The following is a 19899-nucleotide window of genomic DNA, read 5'->3' on the forward strand; positions in this document are numbered from 1 at the left end:
AACTTATTACAGTCAACGAATTTTCATATTTTGTGTTTTCTGTAGTTTTTTGTAGTTTTTGTATGTTTTAATTTACTACTTTAACTAATATACCTTCAATAAACTTTTTCGTATTTATTTTTCCCTGGCTAAAGGATGGATGTTTTACATGCTTCATTTCCTGTTTAACCTGTTTAATTTCAAAAAGAGAAGCTGCATATTCCTTGTATATACTATTATTTATATCATCTGCTCCTAAACTTGCTACTGAAGTCATTGCTTTAGTAATAGTTCTCCTAATACGTTGTTCCATTGCTTTACAATTAATTGCTGCTAATGCATCACCATATAATTCTCTTGCGACTTCCATATATATTTCTTTAAGTTGATATGGCTTTGAAGGATTTACCTTCTTTTTATAGACTATATGTAATATTACAAGCTTTAACTCATCCACTCCAGCTGCTCCTATAATATTTATATCTGAAAATATATTAAGCAGTTTTTCTTCTGAAGAATATTCAAATCCTTTTTTTATTTCTTTATTTGAAAAAGTCTTCTCTGGAAAGATTACACTTTTTATCATAGAAATAGATTTCTCTAATTCAACTTGCTTTCTTACATTATTTATTACACTTATAGTTTCAATCATATTAATTGGTTTATTTAGATAGAAAAGTATTCCACTTTTATAAGCATTTGAAATCATTTCACCCTCTTCAACCTGAGATAACATTATAATCTTACCTTTATAACCATTGTTAACAGTATTTCTTACAATTTCAATACCATCCACCTCTGGTAAAAGCAAATCAATCAGTACAATATCAGGATTTAACTTTAAAACAGTATCTTTTGCATCTTTACCTGTGGTCAATATTGATAGCACTCTTCCTAATTGATTTTTTATAATTGTCTGCTCTAAAATTTTACATATTGCTATATCATCATCGATAATTATAAATGTTGTTTCCATAAAATAGCCCCCTTATTCTAAAAGATTCCCTACATTGCATTCCTAAATATATTTTTATGGTTTGTTTATAGCTTGTCTATACTTGCAAATTACAAGTTGGTATTCTAACTATGAATTTTGTTCCTCTCATAATATCACTTTTCACCTCTATAGTTCCTTCCAAATCCTCTATAAGATTTTTCACATGACATAACCCTATCCCTGTGGACATAGCTCCAGTATCCTTATTAAACTTAGTTGAAAAACCAACATTAAATATATATGGTAATACTTCTTTTTCAATACCTGCTCCATCATCTGAAACCATAAGCAGCAAATCTTTTTCTAATATTTCTCCAGTCACTTTAATTACATTATTGTCCTTACACGCTTCAATTGCATTAATAATTAAATTATTTAAAATGGCAAATATATCATAATATCTCTTAGTATGATGATCTTTTTCAAGTTTAAATTCAATATAAATGCTTTTGTTAATACTTTCTATCTGCCTTTTTGTATTATCCGATATTATTGAAAAAATTTCTGAAATAGACATGTATTCTGTCTTCTCAACATTTTCTACTAATTGATTAATCCCTCTAAGCACACGATCATTATTTTTGCGAATTTCATGAGCGTTTTGTGCTACCTTTAATGCTTTAGTTGAAAATTCAGAGGTGCCTTTGGTTATTTCGTATAGATTATAAGCTTCCTTCATTACATTATTTAAATCATTAGTAGACTTCTGCAAATAGAATGTTTCAGCATATATCCTTGAAACCATTAAGTTTAATTCTGCATAACGTTTTTGATGTTCTGCTTTCTTAATATATAGTTTTTGATAATTATATATTAAGAAAGCAAGACATTGAACCGAAGCACGTATAAGCGCTGTTATTATTATAATCTTAATAGTTTCTAATGAAATCATATTTCTAATAATTATCTCCATGAAATTTCCAATTACATCAAAACATACTAAAGATAAATATAAATATGGTATAGATTTATTCTTTTTATATAATGGAAACAATGTGTCTAAAATTCCATAAGAAATATAGAAAATAGCTGCCGGAATGAATTGCATTATTACTTCTGTTGAATAGTTATAAGAGTATATGGAAGATCCTATACTTCTCATAAACGCTGTCAGTACTCCTGCTATCACTCCTACTCCTAGTGGATATATATTTTCAACAGTAGAAAATACAAGCCCAATTACAATTACACCAATGCCTAAAACAAATCTGCTATTGAAGGGATATATGTATATTTGCGCAAAGGTGCTAATCAAAACAGAAAATACTATAGTATTTTTCAAACATATTTTTGTTTTTGCCGTTACTCTAATTTTGCTCACCATTATCCCCTTCTTTCTTTTAGGCACACGAAAATAAATATTTAAACTTAATTCTAAATGTTAATAATAATATCTAATATAACTTCATGGAATTTCTCATGATTTAATTCATAATTATATATAATTAATTTTTTAACGCTTGATCCTTTAATTTTTATTTATAAAAAATAAATAGCGAGGAAGTCAACTAATTATGACATCCTCGCCAAAAAATATATTCATCTTACAATCTAATTATAAACTATCTCCTTATACCAAAGTCAATAGCATTATATAATTTGATCCTTAATTTTACACATAAATCATAACAACTATAAAATAACTTAAGCCTCAATTATAATCAACTTATATGATAAACCTCAAAACTGCAATCGAAACTACCCCAACAATTACAGTTAAAAGTAAATTGTTTTTCTTAATTGCTACTAATATAACAGGTAATGCTGCTAAAATTTCAAGAGAATGCCCTTTAATCGCAAATTTATTATCAGCTGTAAATAACTCTACCGCTATTAAAGCAGTCAATATTGATATTGGAATATATGTTAAGAACTCTTCAACTCTCTTATTTAACTTCATTTTTGATAGTATAGTTATCGGTAGAACTCTTGGAAGTACAGTTACAACGCATCCTCCAATTATAACACTCCATACATAAGTATTCATTCCTTAATCACCACCCCAACTAATGCTCCAATAATTGCTGATAATATAACGCCTACGCTTGTAGATACAACCTGCGTGCTAACAATTAATACGATAACTGATGTTATAATTATCACAATTACTTTTTTTACTTTTAAATTTCCTTTTATAGCAGAAATCAATAGTCCTATAAACATGGCTGTAAGTGCAAAATCCAAGCCAAAAATCTTATAGTCCGGAATAACACTCCCTATAAGGACTCCTATACCAGTAGCTATAACCCAGTTTATATATGCAATAATATTTAAACCAACCATCCAGAAATTATTGATTTTTTTATTCTTAAGTCCTTTAGCAGATGCAACTCCAAAAGTTTCATCTGTTAAAAGTGCACCAATAAAAAGATTCTTTAAAATCGAATTTTTTTTAAAATACGGTGCAATTGATGCACTTAAAAATAGATGCCTAAAATTAACAAGAAAAATTGTGGATACTATACTTGGTACTGATACTACGGATAAAATCATGCTTGAAGCTATAAATTGCGATGAGCCTCCATATACAAAGGCACTCATTCCCATTGCCTGCCATAGTGTTAATCCACAAGATTTAGATAAAATACCACAAGTAATTCCTATACTTAGATATCCCAAAAGAGTTGGTATGCAGTCCTTAACCCCTTGAATAAAATAATAAGTATTATTTTTCTTCTTCATTTTTAAATAATTATCTTGTGCTTTCTCCAATTCCATAAAATGCCCCCTTGATTATTTATTGCTAAAATTGTACTATATATTATATAAATCGTACGTTATAATTTATATAATACTTTTGCACATTATGCTTGTCAAGGAGTGAAAATATGAATTTAAATAATATCATTGCTGGAAATTTAAAAAGATTAAGAAGTGAAAGACAATTAAGCTTAGGCAAACTTTCTGAAATATGTGGTGTCAGTAAAGTAATGCTTGGGCAAATTGAACGTGGTGAATCCAATCCAACTATAAATACCATATGGAAAATTGCAAGCGGGCTAAAAATTCCATACACAACGCTTATTGATGAGCCAATAAAAACTGACCTTTTAATTACAAAAGAAGAATCTATTGAATTTGAATCACTTGATAAAAATTATAGAGTTTATTGTTACTTTAAATGCACTACAGATAGGAACTTCGAATTATTCAGTGTAGAATTAGATGGTAATAGTAAATATGAATCAAACTCTCATGGTGAAAAAACCCAAGAATATATAGTTGTTTATAATGGAAAATTATCTCTAAATATAGATAATATAGATTATGTTTTAACCCCAGGTGATTCAATAGTATTTGATTCTTCAAAACCTCATTCTTACGCAAATTTTAATGATGAAATGATAAGAATGACTATAATTAATTATTATTTATAATAAATATGAATTACTATAATTAATTATTATTTATATTTATTATAAATCTCTGCATTAATAATCTAATTTCTATAAAGCTATTTTATAAACATTAATAACTGACCCATATAAATAAATTAGACCAGCTGTATAAAATATAGCTGATCTAATTCTATTTACTTTATTTACGCCTCAATTATTAATTTCATCTTCTTAATTTTGCATTAAAAGCAGGCAGCCTGTAGTCTTTTCAAACTCATACTTAGCATTTTCAAATCCCTCTTCTCCGCTTACAACATTTAATACGACAGTCATTTTTCCTGGATTATATGATGGATTTTTCTTTAGAATAATATTGTTTTTTTCGCATAAGAGTTTTGCAATATTAAATAATTCATTTTGATTTACTTTATCAGAGATTGCAATACTCCAGCCTGTTTCCTTAGAAATGTGTCCTAATTTCTCTTCAAATTTCTGTCCGATTTTAGGCGATATAAATACAAGTTCAATATACTTTTTATTTCCATTATTTTTTATGCTTTTTTTATAAGGTTTTATTTCTTCTCCTTCAAATGCTTTATCAATCATGCTTAAAGCTATATTTTGTTCCACTTCTTCAATATCTTTTACCTCAAAAAACAACTTATCTGCTTCTATGTTACTGTTTAAAGAAGTTTCCTCATCAACAAGAAAAAGATCCCATCCTGTTTTTTCTTTAAATATTTCTCTTTCCTTGTTATCTCCAATATACTTTCCATTTAAAAATACCTGAACCACAAACTTTTCCGGATAGAAAGATATCTTTTTAATCTTTTTAGGATCAATCAACTTCTTTATTAGTAAATCAGCTGCATTATTATTAATTTTTTCATTTAATTTTATATTCCAGCTAGTTTCATTATAAAATTCTTTCATAATTTCATTAATAGAAGCTTTAACTCCTTGTGGAAAATCAAAATTTAATATGATTTCTCTTTTTTCTTCTAACATGCTGATTTTTTTATATTCAAAGCCTTTGAATTTTTCTTCTATAATATTTATCAAATCCTGCATAGTAAGCTCTTTAGGTTTTAAGGCTTTCTTTACTTCATCCTCTGTACATGCTTTGAATAAAAACAATCTTTTTAAATCATTTTCAAAATATACGCTATTTATAATTATCTGTTTAAAATTCTGAAACTCATTATTTTTTTCAACTTCGAATGAATTATCAATCCTTAAATTTTCTTTGATTCCAAAACTCTTTTCACCACTCCATAAGTATATCAGTTCTTCGATAGTAAAAAGTCTGCTATCATAATTATCATGAATAAATTTCCACAACTCACCAACGTTTTCTTCACATAACTTATCTTTTCTTTTAAAAATGTGTAAAAAACTTTTCTCTAATTGTTTTCTAGGATTTCTAATATCTATATTTATTTCTTCTCCACATCCAGGTGTAAATGTTCTTCCTATGAACTCGTTTGAGATTTCCTTTCCTAGACTCCTTACCACCTCTTCATTTCCATGAACTAAAATTATATTTCTCGCAGATATTCTTTCTATAACTCCCTTTATTTCATTTTTATCCGAATGAGCAGATAACCCTATTTTTTTAACCTTGCACTTAACTGGAATATTAAGTCCATTTATATTTAAATATCTATCACTTTCTTCATCGGTTTCCATAAGTTCTAAAACTTTTCTTCCTGGTGATTCTTCATCTTGATATCCTGTTATTACAATATATCCATTTTCCATTGGTGCTATTTTCTCAGCATAAAAAGTACTTGGTCCACCAGTAAGCATTCCTGAACTTGATATGATGACTACAGGTTCTTTTTGCTCTAATATATCCTGTCTATTATCTGTCTGTTTAACTTCAATTATATTTTCATCATAAAAAGGTTCCACTCCACGTAAAACTTTTTTCCCAAGAGAATTTCTAAGATATAGAGGATTATTTTTATAAACCCTGTTTACGTCCCGTACCATTCCGTCTACATATATTTTAATTTTTTTTAAGCTTCCTTTATTTATGGCACCCTTTAATATTAATATAACCTCCTGGGCTCTTCCTAAAGCAAACGCTGGAATTATCATTTTTCCATTGTTTTCTGAACATTCATTTACTATATCAATTAAAGCCTTCTCCTCAATTTCACGATTAGAATGAAGTTTATCTCCGTAAGTAGATTCTAAAATAGCCACATCTGGTCGTAATCTGGGCAGCTTTGTACCTTCAACGGTTCTCTGAGAAAACACTGAAAAATCACCCGAATAAAATAAAGCGCCTTCCTTACTTTGAATATAAACACAACTTGCCCCTGCTATATGACCTGCATTATAGAAGGTTATATGAATATCTTCAAATATAGGAAATTTCACTTCGTAATTTATTGTAAAAATCCTGTTTAAAGTACTTACTACATCACCTTCTGCATATAAAGGGATTTCAGCATCTCTATTATTCATAATTTTTAAACTGTCATATAATAAAACTCTTACCAGATCTTTAGTCATATTATTCATATATATTTTAGCTTCTGGATATTCTTTGCTTATGATAGGAAGACATCCAATATGATCTAAATGTGCATGGCTTATAATTATTGCATCTAAACCGCCATAATTTTGTATGGCTCTAAAATTAGGGACACTATCTTTACTTGCACTTTGTCTTATTCCTGCATCCAGTAGAATATTTTTATTATTAATTTTAACTAAAATAGAACTGCCTCCAACTTCTAATGCTCCACCTAAAAAATTTATATTAATATAACTCCACTCCTTAAATTTCAATTTTATATTCTTTTCAAACAATGTGATTGTATACTTTGTAATTTACTAATAATATTAATTATTTTACCTCATTTTCTAAAATATTTCTAATTATTTTCATAAAATTAATTGATAACTTACATATTGAACTTTTTTAATTCCTGATTTAATGAGTTTTCTTATCTAAAAAAATTCTATACTTTTATGTATAAAAAAATATTACTGGAAAGTAATATTTCCAGTAATATTTAAATAATAAATTTGCTATTAACACAAGATTATCTATAGTCCCGAGTATTTGGCTTTTACTATTACGACCACATCAAAGCAATAGCTGATTTGAATAGCAATTAGCTTGTTTCTTTAGCTATTATCTTCTTTTTATTATCAATAATATTTTTCTACACTAACGTTTCAAATTCCATACTGTTTATAGACTTTTTTAAATTATCAGCTGCACCTGTTACTTCATCTCCCATAGAATTCAACTCCTTAGCCTTATCAGAAATTTCCTCTGTAGTTAGTACTATTTCTTGAGACATTGATTCTATTTCTTTAATTCCTGTTAATATAGTTTCCTTTTCATTATTTACATTGTTAAATGCCTCTACTATTTCTCGTACTTTAGGTATTATGACATTAATTACTTCTGAAATTTCATTAAACACATTTATGGTTTTATTAACCGCATTGTTTTGTTCAATTATATCATTATCTATTACTGATGTTCCTTTATTTATTATGTAAATATTTTTTGATATGTTGCTTACTATACTATGTATTTTATTTGAAGAAGCTTGGCTCATCTCTGCAAGCTTTCTTATTTCACTTGCAACTACACTAAATCCCTGACCAGCTTCTCCTGCTCTAGCAGCTTCAATTGCAGCATTTAAAGCTAAAAGATTAGTTTGCTCAGAAATGTTTTTTATTAATTCGGTCATTTCATTTATGTTTTTTATATCCTCTGTCATCACATGCAAAGCTTCAGCGAAACTACTAAAATTATTATTAAGATTTCCAATTATTAAAGATACCTCTTTTAAATCTTCATTTGTGTTTCTGGATTTTCCACCAATTTCATTTGCTAATTCATCTATATTTATAGCATTGTTATTTACTTCTTTTATATATTCTCCAAATTGCAATAATTGTCCCACAATATTAGATACATTTTTGCTTTGATTTTTACTAGCATCAGTAACTATATCGGTGGATTTAGATATAGAATTAGTTAAATCTAAAATATCTTCTGAAATATATGTCAGCCCAATAGACTGAGCATCTATATCTTCAGAATTTCTCTTAACCTCCTCTGACATTTTACTAAATCTAATTATCATAGTATTTAGCAGTCCGCCTATTTCTCCAGTCCCTGATCTATCTTTTAAATATTTTTTATCTATCTCTGTAAAATTTCCACTTTTCATTCCCATAATAGTTTTATTTAACATTTTTAACTCTCTTGTCTTCTTTAATCCTGAAATCGCAACAAAAATACTAAATATTAACAAAAAAGTAACATCTATATCTATCACTAAATCTCCATAATAATACATATAATTAATTAAAATCAAAATACAAATTAATAAAATTATCAAGATTAGTATCTTACTTATTAATTTTCTTTTTGCAGTATTATTCAATCTAATATTTAGTTCATCAATCATTAATTTCACCCCCAGATGTTTTAGTAAAAATATCATTTGTGCATATATACAGAAAAAATAAGCAACTGCTGTATATGATTTCTTACTACAATCTGATAGCTTCATTATTCTAGAATCACAACTTTTAATTTTAGAATGTGCCATCTGGATTTCTTAGAAATCTGAATACAACTTATTGCTTATTTTAATTAGTTATATATAATCTTAATCCTATTTTTTCTCAATCTTTATTCCATGGCATGCACTTGCTGAAGAGCATCCTGAGCAACCACAGCCACATCCACTTTCTCCATTTTTAGCTTTTTTAATTTGTTTTCCCATTACATATGCCACAAAACCAAATATAACACCGGCTAATATAATTGTTGCTATCATATATACCCCTCCTTTAAATATAACTTGTTTATCTATATTCTATTACATAATCATTAAATAATATCAAGTCAATTCATCTTTCTATTTTATATAACTCAATTCATTGCTGGTTAACTTTTCTTTTGAATCTCTTTTCCCTGTCCAAACTAGAATTAAAACTACTACTACAGCTATAGCTATTGAAATAATAGCTCCAATCAAGCTTCCAGTTCCGAGTAAAAAGCTTCCAACCTGATTAACAATAAGTGCAACCAGATAAGCAGTTCCTGTTTGGAAAGCTAGAGTTATAAATGTCCATTTCCAGTTTCCCATTTCACGTCTTATTGCACCAATTGCTGCAAAGCAAGGAGCGCAAAGTAAATTAAATGCCATAAATGCAAATCCACCTGCTGCTGTAAACATTATACTAATATTATTAACTAACGCTGGATCTGCTTCCGATGCATCTGATATTCCAAATAAAACTCCAAAAGTTCCAACTAAATTTTCTTTAGCTATAAGTCCAGTAACAGTTGAAACTGTAGCTTGCCAATTACCAAAACCAAGAGGCGCAAAAATAGGAGCTATCACATTTCCGATGCTTGCTAAAATACTGTTATCTGCATCTACCATTTCTAAAGACCAATTAAAGGATTGTAAAAACCATATTGCTATACAAGAAGCAAGAATGATTGTTCCTGCTTTTTTTGCATATGCTGTTGCTCTATCCCACATATGCATAAAAACACTTTTTGCACTTGGTATATGATATTGAGGAAGCTCCATAACAAATGGTGAAGCATCTCCTGAAAATAATCTAGTTTTCTTCAATATAATACCGCCAATGATAACCATTATCATACCCAAGAAATACGCTGATGCTGCAACCCACTGTGCATCATTGAAAAATGCTGATGCAATTAATGCTATAACAGGTAGTTTCGCGTTACAAGGAATAAAAGTTGTTAACATTATTGTCATTTTTCTATCTCTATCATTTTCCATTGTACGAGTTGCCATTATACCAGGAACTCCACAACCTGAACTAATTAACATTGGAATGAAAGCTTTTCCTGAAAGACCAAACTTACGGAAAATTCTATCCATTATAAATGCCACACGCGCCATATATCCACAATCTTCAAGGACTGATAAGAACAAGAATAAAAGTATTATTTGTGGAATAAAACTAAGTACTGTTCCAACACCATTAATTATTCCATCTATCACTAGGCCTTGCATCCAGTCAGCAACATTTGCACTTACCATCCAGTTTGTTACATTATTTTGAATTATATCACCAAATAATGTATCAGTTATCCAATCTGTTCCACTTCTTCCCACCATAACTGATATATAATATACTGCAAACATAATAATAACAAAAATTGGAAGCCCTAAAAATCTATTAGTAACAACTCTATCTATTTTATCCGATGTGTTTTCTTTTCCCTTACTGTTCTTTTTAACAGCATCAGAAACTACTTTTCCTATGAATCCATATCTATCCCCTGTTACTATACTTTCACTATCATCATCTAACTCAGTTTCATATTTTTGTATTATTGATTCTACTTCTTCTAAAATGCTTTTTGAAACATTTAACCTTTCAATTACATTTTCATCACGCTCAAAAAGTTTAATTGCAAGCCAGTGCTTTTCTATGTTTTCAATTTTAATCTTATTTATAATAATTCTTTCAATTTCTTCAAATGCCTTCCTAGATTCATCAGAATAATCTAACACAAATGCTGGTTTCTTTTTTGCTTTTGCAACTTCTATTGCTTTTTCAGCTGCTGCCTTAATCCCATCTTTCTTCAATGCTGAAGTTTCGACAACTGGACACCCAAGAAATTTTGATAACTTATTAATATCTATCTTATCTCCATTCTTTTCTACTATGTCCATCATATTAAGAGCTACAACTGTTGGAATTCCGAGTTCTAATATTTGCGTTGTTAAATATAAGTTTCTCTCAATATTAGATGCATCAACTATATTAATTACTGCATCTGGTTTATCATTTATCATAAAATTACGTGTTACCACTTCTTCAAGTGTATACGGAGATAATGAATAAACTCCTGGTAAATCAACAATTTCAACTTCTTTGTATCCTCTTAATTTACCACCTTTTTTTTCAACTGTTACTCCAGGCCAATTACCAACATATTGCGATGAACCTGTAAGTTCATTAAACATAGTAGTCTTTCCGCAGTTCGGATTACCTGCCAAACCTATTTTTATTGACATTTTTATTCCCCCACTTCTTCAGTTTACGATTTATGGTGAAATTCTTTCAGAATTTCCTTAACTTTTCTATATTACTTTAGAATATTTTACTTCATTCTTTTTCTGACTTTATACTTAGGTAAATCACTCTACTATTATCATTTCAGCATCTGCTTTTCTAAGTGATAATTCATATCCTCTGATTGTTACTTCTATTGGATCTCCAAGTGGAGCCACCTTACGTACATATACTTCGCAACCTCTTGTAACTCCCATATCCATAATACGTCTACGGACTGCTCCTAAGCCATCAACCTTTTTAACTTTAACAGTTTGTCCACATTTTATTTCCTTTAATGTGCTCATTTAACTAATCCTCCTAAACTATTATTCTGCTCGCCATGCCTTTATCTAATGCAACTCTGCTCTCTTTAACATTTATTATAAGGTTTCCTCCAAGTTCAGATATAATTTTAATTGTTTCTCCAACAACAAAACCCAGGCTATTTAGGAATCTTTTTGTCTCATCATTTCCAGTAATTCTTTTAATATTCATTTCATTACCTTTAGTGGCTAATATTAATGGCATATGATTTCCCTCCTCAAATTTTAGTTTATTTTATCATCTCTTATAATTCCGTAAAAATTATTTATTAAATAAAATTAAGATAATATATATTATATTTATTGAACTAATAAAAATCACCTTCAATTGATAATGATTTTTATTCCTTTTTCTATAATTATAATATCACGTTTTTAGGCAATTGAAAATGATTTTCATTGATTTTTATAATAAATGCATTTTTATTACATGACAACGTTTTATTTTAAACTATTAATTTTATTTTCCTTATTTATTTCAAAATTGTTAACAAGCAATATAATTTTACTTGATAACAAAAAATAGAATATACATTAATTTTTTCAACTTAATGTATATTCTATCAATCATAAAATCTATTTTTTATTTATTTGATTGTAACTAAAGCATTTCTTCTAATGTCTTTCTAACAGCTTTAATGAAGTCAAAGGTATTTAACTTTTGAATACTTTCATGTTCTGCAAGTGCAGCTAAATCACCAGTCATCTTTCCATCTTCAATAGTCTTAATTGAAGCCTTTTCCAATTTATCTGCAAAATTGATTAGCGCACTGTTTTCATCCAGCTCTCCTCGTTTTCTTAAGGCACCTGTCCATGCAAATATCGTTGCTACAGAATTAGTTGAAGTCTCCTCACCTTTCAAATGATTATAATATTGATCCTGTACTGTTCCATGAGCAGCTTCATATTCATAATTTCCTTCTGGTGAAACTAATACTGAAGACATCATGGCAATTGATCCAAATGCAGCCGCAAGCATATCACTCATTACATCTCCATCATAATTCTTGCATGCCCAAACTATTCCTCCGCTGCATTTCATTATATTAGCTACAGCTGCATCTATTAATGTATATTTATAACTTATTCCTACTTCTTCAAATTTTACCTTATACTCATTCTCAAATAATTCTTGAAATATATCCTTAAAAGTGTGATCATATGTCTTTGAAATTGTATCTTTACTTGCAAACCATAAATCCTGTTTAACATCTAATGCAAAATTAAAACAGCTTCTTGCAAAGCTTTCTATTGATTTATTTAAATTATGCATTCCCATAACAACGCCTTCATCAGAAAAGTTATGTATTAAGGCTCTCTTTTCTTCACCATTTTCAGAAGTAACTACAAGCTCACATTTAGCTTTACCTTCAACCTTCATTTCTACGGCCTTATATATATCCCCATAAGCATGTCTTGCTATTGTAATTGGTTTATTCCATGATCTAACGTACGGCTTTACGCAATCAACCACAATTGGTACTCTAAATACAGTTCCATCTAGTATTGCTCTAATAGTACCATTAGGACTTTTCCACATTTCTTTTAAATTATATTCTTTAACTCTTGCTGCATTAGGTGTAATAGTTGCACATTTTACGCCTACCTTATATTTCTTAATTGCTTCTGCTGCATCTACAGTAACTTGATCATTAGTTTCATTTCTATACTCTAGCCCAAGATCATAATATTCTGTATTTAATTCAATAAATGGATTTAATAATTCCTCTTTTATTGCACCCCAAACTATTCTTGTCATTTCATCTCCATCCATTTCAACGATTGGATTTGACATTTTAATCTTATCCATACTTATTGCCTCCTATATTGCTTATATTTATAAAAATAATTATACAGTATTGCCTGTTTTTTATCAATAACACAGCTTCCACACCAAATAGTACCAAAGTTTTTATAACTATTTCATTCCTATAAACCTATACTCATCAATATAAGGCAATTGTACTTTTAACCTCAAAATTGTAAAAAATGAAAAATTATTTTTTTAACCTTACAAGCTAAATTATCCCCCGAAAATCTTAGCTTGTATAATACTATAATTCACTTATAATTTGGTTCATGTCATTTGTTATAACGTCAATATTTTTATACCTTTTTGATATTTCTTGAATATTGCTTGTCAAATCATTAATACTCGCTAAGATTTCTTCCATGAATGCTGCTACATTCTCTACGTCATCACTTAAATTATTCATTTCACTTAATGTTTCATTTAAATAACTCTCTGAAGCATTTGTTTTGCTATCAACAACAGTTGATTTTTCTAGAATATTATTTGAATTTTCTCTTATTGTGATAAATAATTCACTTACCTCTTTAGAGAAACTATCACAGGTTTGTATTGCTTCTTTTTCATTTGCAACTTCAACTGTAACTGTCTTAATTATTTCTGAAAATTGTCCTAATAGATTATCTATCTGTTTAGTGAATTCTTGTGAACTGCTAGCTAAAGTTTTTACTTCTTCTGCTACAACTGCAAACCCTTTACCTGCTTCCCCTGCTCTTGCAGCTTCAATTGATGCATTTAACGATAATAGATTTGTTTGTTCTGTGATTCCATTTAAAGTTACCAAAATATTGCTTATCTCGTCATTCATCTCTGAAAGAGATCCCATTGATTTAACTACTTTTTCTATATTAACATTAATATTTGACACTTTAGCATTTAACATTTCTACTTTTCCTACACCTTTTGTCACTATCTCGTTTGTTAGATTTGATAATTCTGTAACTTCTTTACTTGATTTCTTAATCTCAGTAATTTCATTTACACCATGATTAATATGTGTTTTTATTTCATTAACTCCAGTGACTTCATTCATAACATTGCTAGCAACCTGGTCACTCGCCTTAAGCATTTGCTTTGACGCCTCACTAGTAGCTTCAATACTGACTTTTATGTCATTATTATTGCTGTTCAATTCAATTGAATTTATTTTTGTTTTTTCTAAAAGTCTTTCATTCTTCTTTTTATTTTCTTCGCTTTCAATCATTGAATTTTCTAACTTATTATATGTGCTTTTACTTAAATATCCTAAAATACAGAACATTATTACACCTAATACTATATACAAGACTAAAAACGGTAAATTCTGCATAGTATCCATTCCACTAAATACTGTATCTTTGTATCTGAGAAAGAGAGATATAATTAAAAATAAACCACTTACTCCCATAATCATTATTGCTCTAATATCTTCATAAAGAACTGCTACAAACATTGCATAAAAAATGATACAATAGTTCGATAAATTAGGATTTGTAGTCATCATAATAACTATATATATTATCATTGACACACATGCACCACACATAGTAATTTTAGGATTAACCTTCTTCCATATAAATATCCCCAAAATAGGTAATGTTATTAATCCTGCTAACCCCAATGAAATACTTGCCTCTGCTGGCACTTTAAATAGAAAATTGAGTATTATCCTTGTTGCTATTGATCCTATTAATGAAATTACAACAATAATATTTTTTATACTGATAACTTTATTACTATTCATCCTTCACACTCCGTTTTGCATAATATAGATCGTCTTTTTTTATATATGATATTAGAATTTGTATAATAAACAACTCATTGTATACCCTGCACCAACAGAGCAAAGGATAACCTTTGCTCCTTCTTTAACTTTTCCTAATCTTATAGCATTTCTTAAACCGAAAATTGGACTGGTAGTTCCAGTATATCCAAATTCATCGCCAACATATGAAAAATTTTCACTATCAACATTTAATATTTCTAAAGTTTTAATAGCATCAGGCTTTGAAAATTGGGAAAATACAAAATGATCTATATCTGCTGCTTTAAGATCGTTTTTGCTTACTAACTCTAAAATTAATTCACTCCATTTTTCAGCTAAAAAACTAAAATCAAATGGATTCCAGCTCCATCTTTTGCTTTCTTCACTAATCTTATCGTCATAGATTTTTGAATAGCCGCACGCTGGCATAACAATTGAATCATGATAACTTGAATCTGTAAAAAAATTCGAATCAATAAAACCACTTTCCTTATCTTCTTCAATAGCTTCTAATAATACAGCCGCTGCTGAATCTCCAAAATTAGAATATGTAACTGGGTCATTTTTATTTACAACTGAACTTATCAACAAAGTTCCAACTACCAAAATATTTTTAATATTTTTTTTGATTTTAGCATATGTACTTGCTAGATCCAACGCTGTAAGCATACCAATACAATTATTATTTATGTCATAAACTATATGAGCATTTTTAGCTCCCAGCATATTATTTAATTTTAAGGCATTACTTGGAGAAGTGTATTCGGGTGTTTCTGAAGATAATATTATCATATCAATACTTTCCGCACTAACGTTAGAATAGCGCAAAACTTTGCTACAAGCTTCAAAAGCCATTGTAAGAGAGGTTTCCTCTTCATCTGCTAGATATCTTTGTTCTCTTCCTAGATGAGTCATTAATCCATTTACGTCTACATTAATAGCTTCAAAATGTTCAATAAAATGTTCATTTCCAACCACATTATAAGGATAATAGACAGCTATATCCTTAATTTTAATATTGTAATGCTTCATTTTTCTACCTCCAATTTTTTATAATGTATATGTTGAAATTTACAATGTACAATTGATGCCCTTTATTCGTAGTCTGTGACCAATTATAGTTGAAGCTCAAAGAAAAAGGTAGAGAGACCAAATGAAAGATTTTGACCCTCACTTTTCTTATAAGGATTCCTTCAAAAATTGCTAATTGCAAATTGCAATGCATATATAGTGTTTTTGTTATTTTATTATACAAATCTATTGTAAAGTGTATTAGCCATTATGGTAACGCCAATGTTAAATTATGTTAAATTTCTTTAATTATGTATTACGAAATATAGTAAATAGCATTCAACAAGCCGATTAACTCTTGCTTTTACGGAAGTTAATTCCCTATGGCTCGAGGTTTTATTGCGGTGTAATTGTAATTTTATGTATGATAGAATAAATTTAAATAACTATATTTTTTAGGAGGCATTAAAATGATTTTTAAAAAAGATGACTTAGAATTCGAATTATTAAATGGAAGCAAAAAAAGTGATATAAATTTAGTTTATATTCATGGTTCTGGCTGTGATAAACGTTTTTTACGTGCACTTGCAGATCAAACAAACGAATATGATTGTTACTTACTGGACTTGCCTGGACATGGCGGTTCTGATGATACTGGCTATACTGTAGATAACTATATTAATTCTATATATAGCTTTGTAAAAGATCTAAAAAATGTAATCCTAATAGGACACTCCCTAGGTGGAACACTTGCGTTATCGGTTTTATCAAAAAAACTTCCAGATATAAAAGGAAGTGTAATTATTAGTTCTACAGCAAATTTTTATAAACTTGATAAAACTTTTATGGAAAAAATTCATGCTGGAATAATAGATATGAATTATTTAATTGAATGCACTGGTAATCCAAATGACCCTTTAGCTATAGAAGCTATAAGCTATATCGGCCCCCCTGAAACAATCATAGAAGACTTTTTAATAGATGAAATGGTGAATGTTGAATATTGTTTAAAAGATATAAATGTCCCTACTATTATAATTACTGGAGAAGATGAAATATTAACACTTGTAGAATATTCGGAATATCTTAATAGACATATAAAAGGCTCTGAGCTTATTATATTTCCAAATGAAAGGCATATGTTACCTATAACTCAAAGAGAGCAAATCGGTAAAATTATTATGAATTTAACAGCCTCTATTGATAAAGCTTTCTGATATATATTAATAGCAATAAAATAATAAGCAGCAACATTTTTATTCTTTTTATGGTATTAAACTCTAGTTAGATAATAACTTTATATATGATATATGTTATATCCGCAATGAGCACACTGCTCACAAATTTGATTTTATTATAGTCTTATGTAATATAAAAAAATAGGGTACCTCATTTCTGAAGTACCCTATTTTTTATTTTATATTACTATATGTCAATTAAACGTTGAATAACATATCGCTATAAGTTGGAAGTGGCCAGAATTCTTTATCTACTAGAGTTTCTAGCTTATCAGCATCTGCTCTTAAAGTATTCATTTGCTCAAATACTTCGTATCTGTACAACATTCCTAAATCGAAGATATCACCTTCGAAATTATCAGCCTTTTCAACTAATTTTTCAAGAAGAGCTACATTTTTATTTAATGAAGCTGTTAATGTTGAAACTTCAGTTAATAATTCTGTTTGAACTGATATATCAGCACTAACTCCAGTAGCCTTAATTGTATTTATTGATGTTGCAAGACTTGTAGCAAACTTAATTACAGCAGGTATAATTTGACGTTTTGCCATTTCAAGTGTTGTTAACGCTTCTATATTTATAGTCTTGTTGTAGTTTTCAAGAGTAATTTCATAACGAGATGTTGCTTCTACTTTAGTTAATACTCCATGTTTTTCAAGTACTGCTTGATTCTTTTCAGAAATCATAGCTTTAGCTGATTCTACTGTAGACTTTATGTTTGGAAGTCCTCTTCTTTCAGCTTCAGCAACCCATTCATCTGAATATCCATTACCATTAAAGATTACTTTCTTATGGTTCTTAACAATATCAGTTAAGATTGTTTGGATTTCTGCATCTAAATCAGTAGCACTTTCTAATTTATCTGCAATTTCAGATAAAGTTTCAGCAACTATTGTATTTAAAACGAAGTTACATCCAGCAATTGATGCTGATGATGGAACCATTCTAAATTCAAACTTGTTTCCAGTAAATGCAAATGGAGAAGTTCTGTTTCTATCAGTTGCATCCTTAGGAAGTGGAGGTAATGTATTTACTCCAATAGTTAACTCACTTGCAGATTTAGAACTTGTAGCAGGACCCTTTTCAATTTGTTCTAATACATCTTCTAATTGATCTCCTAAGAATATAGAGATTATAGCTGGTGGAGCTTCGTTTGCACCTAATCTATGATCATTTCCAGCATTAGCAGCTGATACTCTTAATAAATCTGGATACTCATCAACAGCTTTTATTACAGCACAAAGGAATAAAAGGAATTGTTTATTATCATGTGGAGATTTACCTGGTTCAAGAAGATTCATTCCATCATTAGTTCCCATTGACCAGTTATTGTGCTTTCCTGATCCATTTACCCCAGCAAATGGTTTTTCATGAAGTAAGCAATATAAGCCATGTTTTTCTGCAACTTTCTTCATTACTTCCATTGTCAATTGGTTATGATCAGTTGATATATTAGTTGTACTAAATATAGGAGCTAATTCATGTTGAGCAGGTGCAACTTCATTATGCTTAGTTTTAGCTAATATTCCAAGCTTCCAAAGTTCTTCATCTACTTCTTTCATGAAATCAGAAACTCTTTCTTTTATTGTTCCGAAGTAATGATCTTCAAGTTCTTGTCCTTTTGAAGGTTTTGCTCCGAATAATGTTCTTCCTGTTAATATAAGGTCTTTACGAGCATCATACATTTTCTTATCAATTAAGAAATATTCTTGCTCCGGACCTACTGTTGTAATAACTTTTTGAGTAGTAGTATTACCTAGTACTCTTAAAACACGTAGGGCTTGTTTATCTAAAGCTTCCATTGAACGTAATAATGGAGTTTTCTTATCTAAAGCTTCTCCATTATAAGAACAGAATGCAGTAGGTATACATAATGAACCATCCTTGATAAATGCTGGTGAAGTACAATCCCATGCAGTATATCCTCTAGCTTCAAAAGTAGCTCGGAGTCCTCCAGAAGGGAATGATGATGCATCAGGTTCACCTTTAATTAATTCCTTACCTGAGAATTCTAATATAACTTTTCCATCAGCAGTTGGACTTATGAAAGAATCATGTTTTTCAGCAGTGATTCCAGTCATTGGTTGGAACCAGTGAGTAAAATGAGTCGCCCCTTTTTCAACAGCCCAATCTCTCATTGCAGCAGCAACAACATCTGCAACTTCTGGATCAAGAGAAGTTCCTTTTTCAATTGTCTTTTTTAAAGCTTTATAAGTAGCCTTTGGAAGACGTTCTTTCATTACAGCATCGCTGAATACATTTGAAGCAAAAATTTCATTAATTTTGTTCATTAATAAGATCCCCTTTCAGATATACAATTTATTGTTTAAATTGCTTTTTGCACATTTTTAAATTAATAATTT

At 29.2% G+C, this 19899-nt stretch carries 16 protein-coding genes; 2 read left to right on the forward strand and 14 right to left on the reverse strand.

Annotated features, from left to right (window positions below):
* Positions 1-67: 67 nt before the first annotated feature.
* The 4 genes from CDLVIII_RS23795 to CDLVIII_RS23810 form a co-directional block, all read right to left on the reverse strand.
* Complete coding sequence (locus tag CDLVIII_RS23795) at positions 68-955, reverse strand: response regulator (protein WP_009172033.1); 888 nt, start codon at positions 953-955, stop codon at positions 68-70.
* A 76-nt stretch (positions 956-1031) separates the two neighbouring features.
* Positions 1032-2300, reverse strand: a complete 1269-nt coding sequence (locus CDLVIII_RS23800; protein ID WP_009172034.1) for an ATP-binding protein — start codon at positions 2298-2300, stop codon at positions 1032-1034.
* A 342-nt stretch (positions 2301-2642) separates the two neighbouring features.
* Positions 2643-2963, reverse strand: coding sequence for an AzlD domain-containing protein (locus tag CDLVIII_RS23805; RefSeq protein ID WP_009172035.1), 321 nt, complete (start codon positions 2961-2963; stop codon positions 2643-2645).
* On the reverse strand, positions 2960-3694 hold the full coding sequence (locus tag CDLVIII_RS23810; RefSeq protein ID WP_009172036.1) for an AzlC family ABC transporter permease: 735 nt from the start codon (positions 3692-3694) through the stop codon (positions 2960-2962). The genes CDLVIII_RS23805 and CDLVIII_RS23810 overlap by 4 nt, the downstream gene beginning before the upstream one ends.
* 110 nt (positions 3695-3804) lie before the next feature.
* On the opposite strand from CDLVIII_RS23810, the gene CDLVIII_RS23815 reads away from it, so the two are divergent.
* Complete coding sequence (locus CDLVIII_RS23815) at positions 3805-4353, forward strand: helix-turn-helix domain-containing protein (RefSeq protein ID WP_009172037.1); 549 nt, start codon at positions 3805-3807, stop codon at positions 4351-4353.
* 192 nt (positions 4354-4545) lie between these two features.
* On the opposite strand, the gene CDLVIII_RS23820 is transcribed toward CDLVIII_RS23815, so the two are convergent.
* From CDLVIII_RS23820 to CDLVIII_RS23855, 9 genes are all read right to left on the reverse strand, one after another.
* Positions 4546-7116: an MBL fold metallo-hydrolase gene (locus CDLVIII_RS23820; protein ID WP_242835798.1), complete on the reverse strand. Its 2571-nt coding sequence runs from the start codon at positions 7114-7116 to the stop codon at positions 4546-4548.
* A 380-nt stretch (positions 7117-7496) separates the two neighbouring features.
* On the reverse strand, positions 7497-8762 hold the full coding sequence (locus CDLVIII_RS23825) for a methyl-accepting chemotaxis protein (RefSeq protein WP_009172039.1): 1266 nt from the start codon (positions 8760-8762) through the stop codon (positions 7497-7499).
* A 210-nt stretch (positions 8763-8972) separates the two neighbouring features.
* Complete coding sequence (locus tag CDLVIII_RS30260) at positions 8973-9137, reverse strand: FeoB-associated Cys-rich membrane protein (RefSeq protein WP_009172040.1); 165 nt, start codon at positions 9135-9137, stop codon at positions 8973-8975.
* An 81-nt stretch (positions 9138-9218) separates the two neighbouring features.
* Positions 9219-11369, reverse strand: a complete 2151-nt coding sequence (feoB, locus tag CDLVIII_RS23830; protein ID WP_009172041.1) for a ferrous iron transport protein B — start codon at positions 11367-11369, stop codon at positions 9219-9221.
* 123 nt (positions 11370-11492) lie between these two features.
* Positions 11493-11714, reverse strand: a complete 222-nt coding sequence (locus CDLVIII_RS23835) for a ferrous iron transport protein A (RefSeq protein WP_009172042.1) — start codon at positions 11712-11714, stop codon at positions 11493-11495.
* A 13-nt stretch (positions 11715-11727) separates the two neighbouring features.
* Positions 11728-11937 carry a FeoA family protein gene (locus tag CDLVIII_RS23840; protein ID WP_009172043.1) on the reverse strand — a complete coding sequence of 70 codons (210 nt, stop codon included), beginning with the start codon at positions 11935-11937 and terminating at the stop codon, positions 11728-11730.
* Positions 11938-12333: 396 nt separating this feature from the next.
* Positions 12334-13542, reverse strand: coding sequence for an NADP-dependent isocitrate dehydrogenase (locus tag CDLVIII_RS23845; protein ID WP_009172044.1), 1209 nt, complete (start codon positions 13540-13542; stop codon positions 12334-12336).
* Positions 13543-13786: 244 nt separating this feature from the next.
* Positions 13787-15265 carry a methyl-accepting chemotaxis protein gene (locus tag CDLVIII_RS23850; RefSeq protein WP_009172045.1) on the reverse strand — a complete coding sequence of 493 codons (1479 nt, stop codon included), beginning with the start codon at positions 15263-15265 and terminating at the stop codon, positions 13787-13789.
* 51 nt (positions 15266-15316) lie between these two features.
* Positions 15317-16318: a ketoacyl-ACP synthase III gene (locus tag CDLVIII_RS23855; RefSeq protein WP_009172046.1), complete on the reverse strand. Its 1002-nt coding sequence runs from the start codon at positions 16316-16318 to the stop codon at positions 15317-15319.
* Positions 16319-16767: 449 nt separating this feature from the next.
* Here CDLVIII_RS23855 and CDLVIII_RS23860 point away from each other — a divergent pair, with 449 nt between their 5' ends.
* Positions 16768-17514, forward strand: a complete 747-nt coding sequence (locus CDLVIII_RS23860) for an alpha/beta hydrolase (RefSeq protein ID WP_009172047.1) — start codon at positions 16768-16770, stop codon at positions 17512-17514.
* Positions 17515-17733: 219 nt separating this feature from the next.
* On the opposite strand, the gene CDLVIII_RS23865 is transcribed toward CDLVIII_RS23860, so the two are convergent.
* Entirely contained in the window at positions 17734-19827 is a 2094-nt protein-coding gene (locus tag CDLVIII_RS23865; protein ID WP_009172048.1) for a glutamine synthetase III, read from the reverse strand.
* Positions 19828-19899: the final 72 nt, after the last annotated feature.

Source organism: Clostridium sp. DL-VIII, assembly GCF_000230835.1.
In the GTDB taxonomy this organism is placed as follows: Bacteria; Bacillota; Clostridia; order Clostridiales; family Clostridiaceae; genus Clostridium.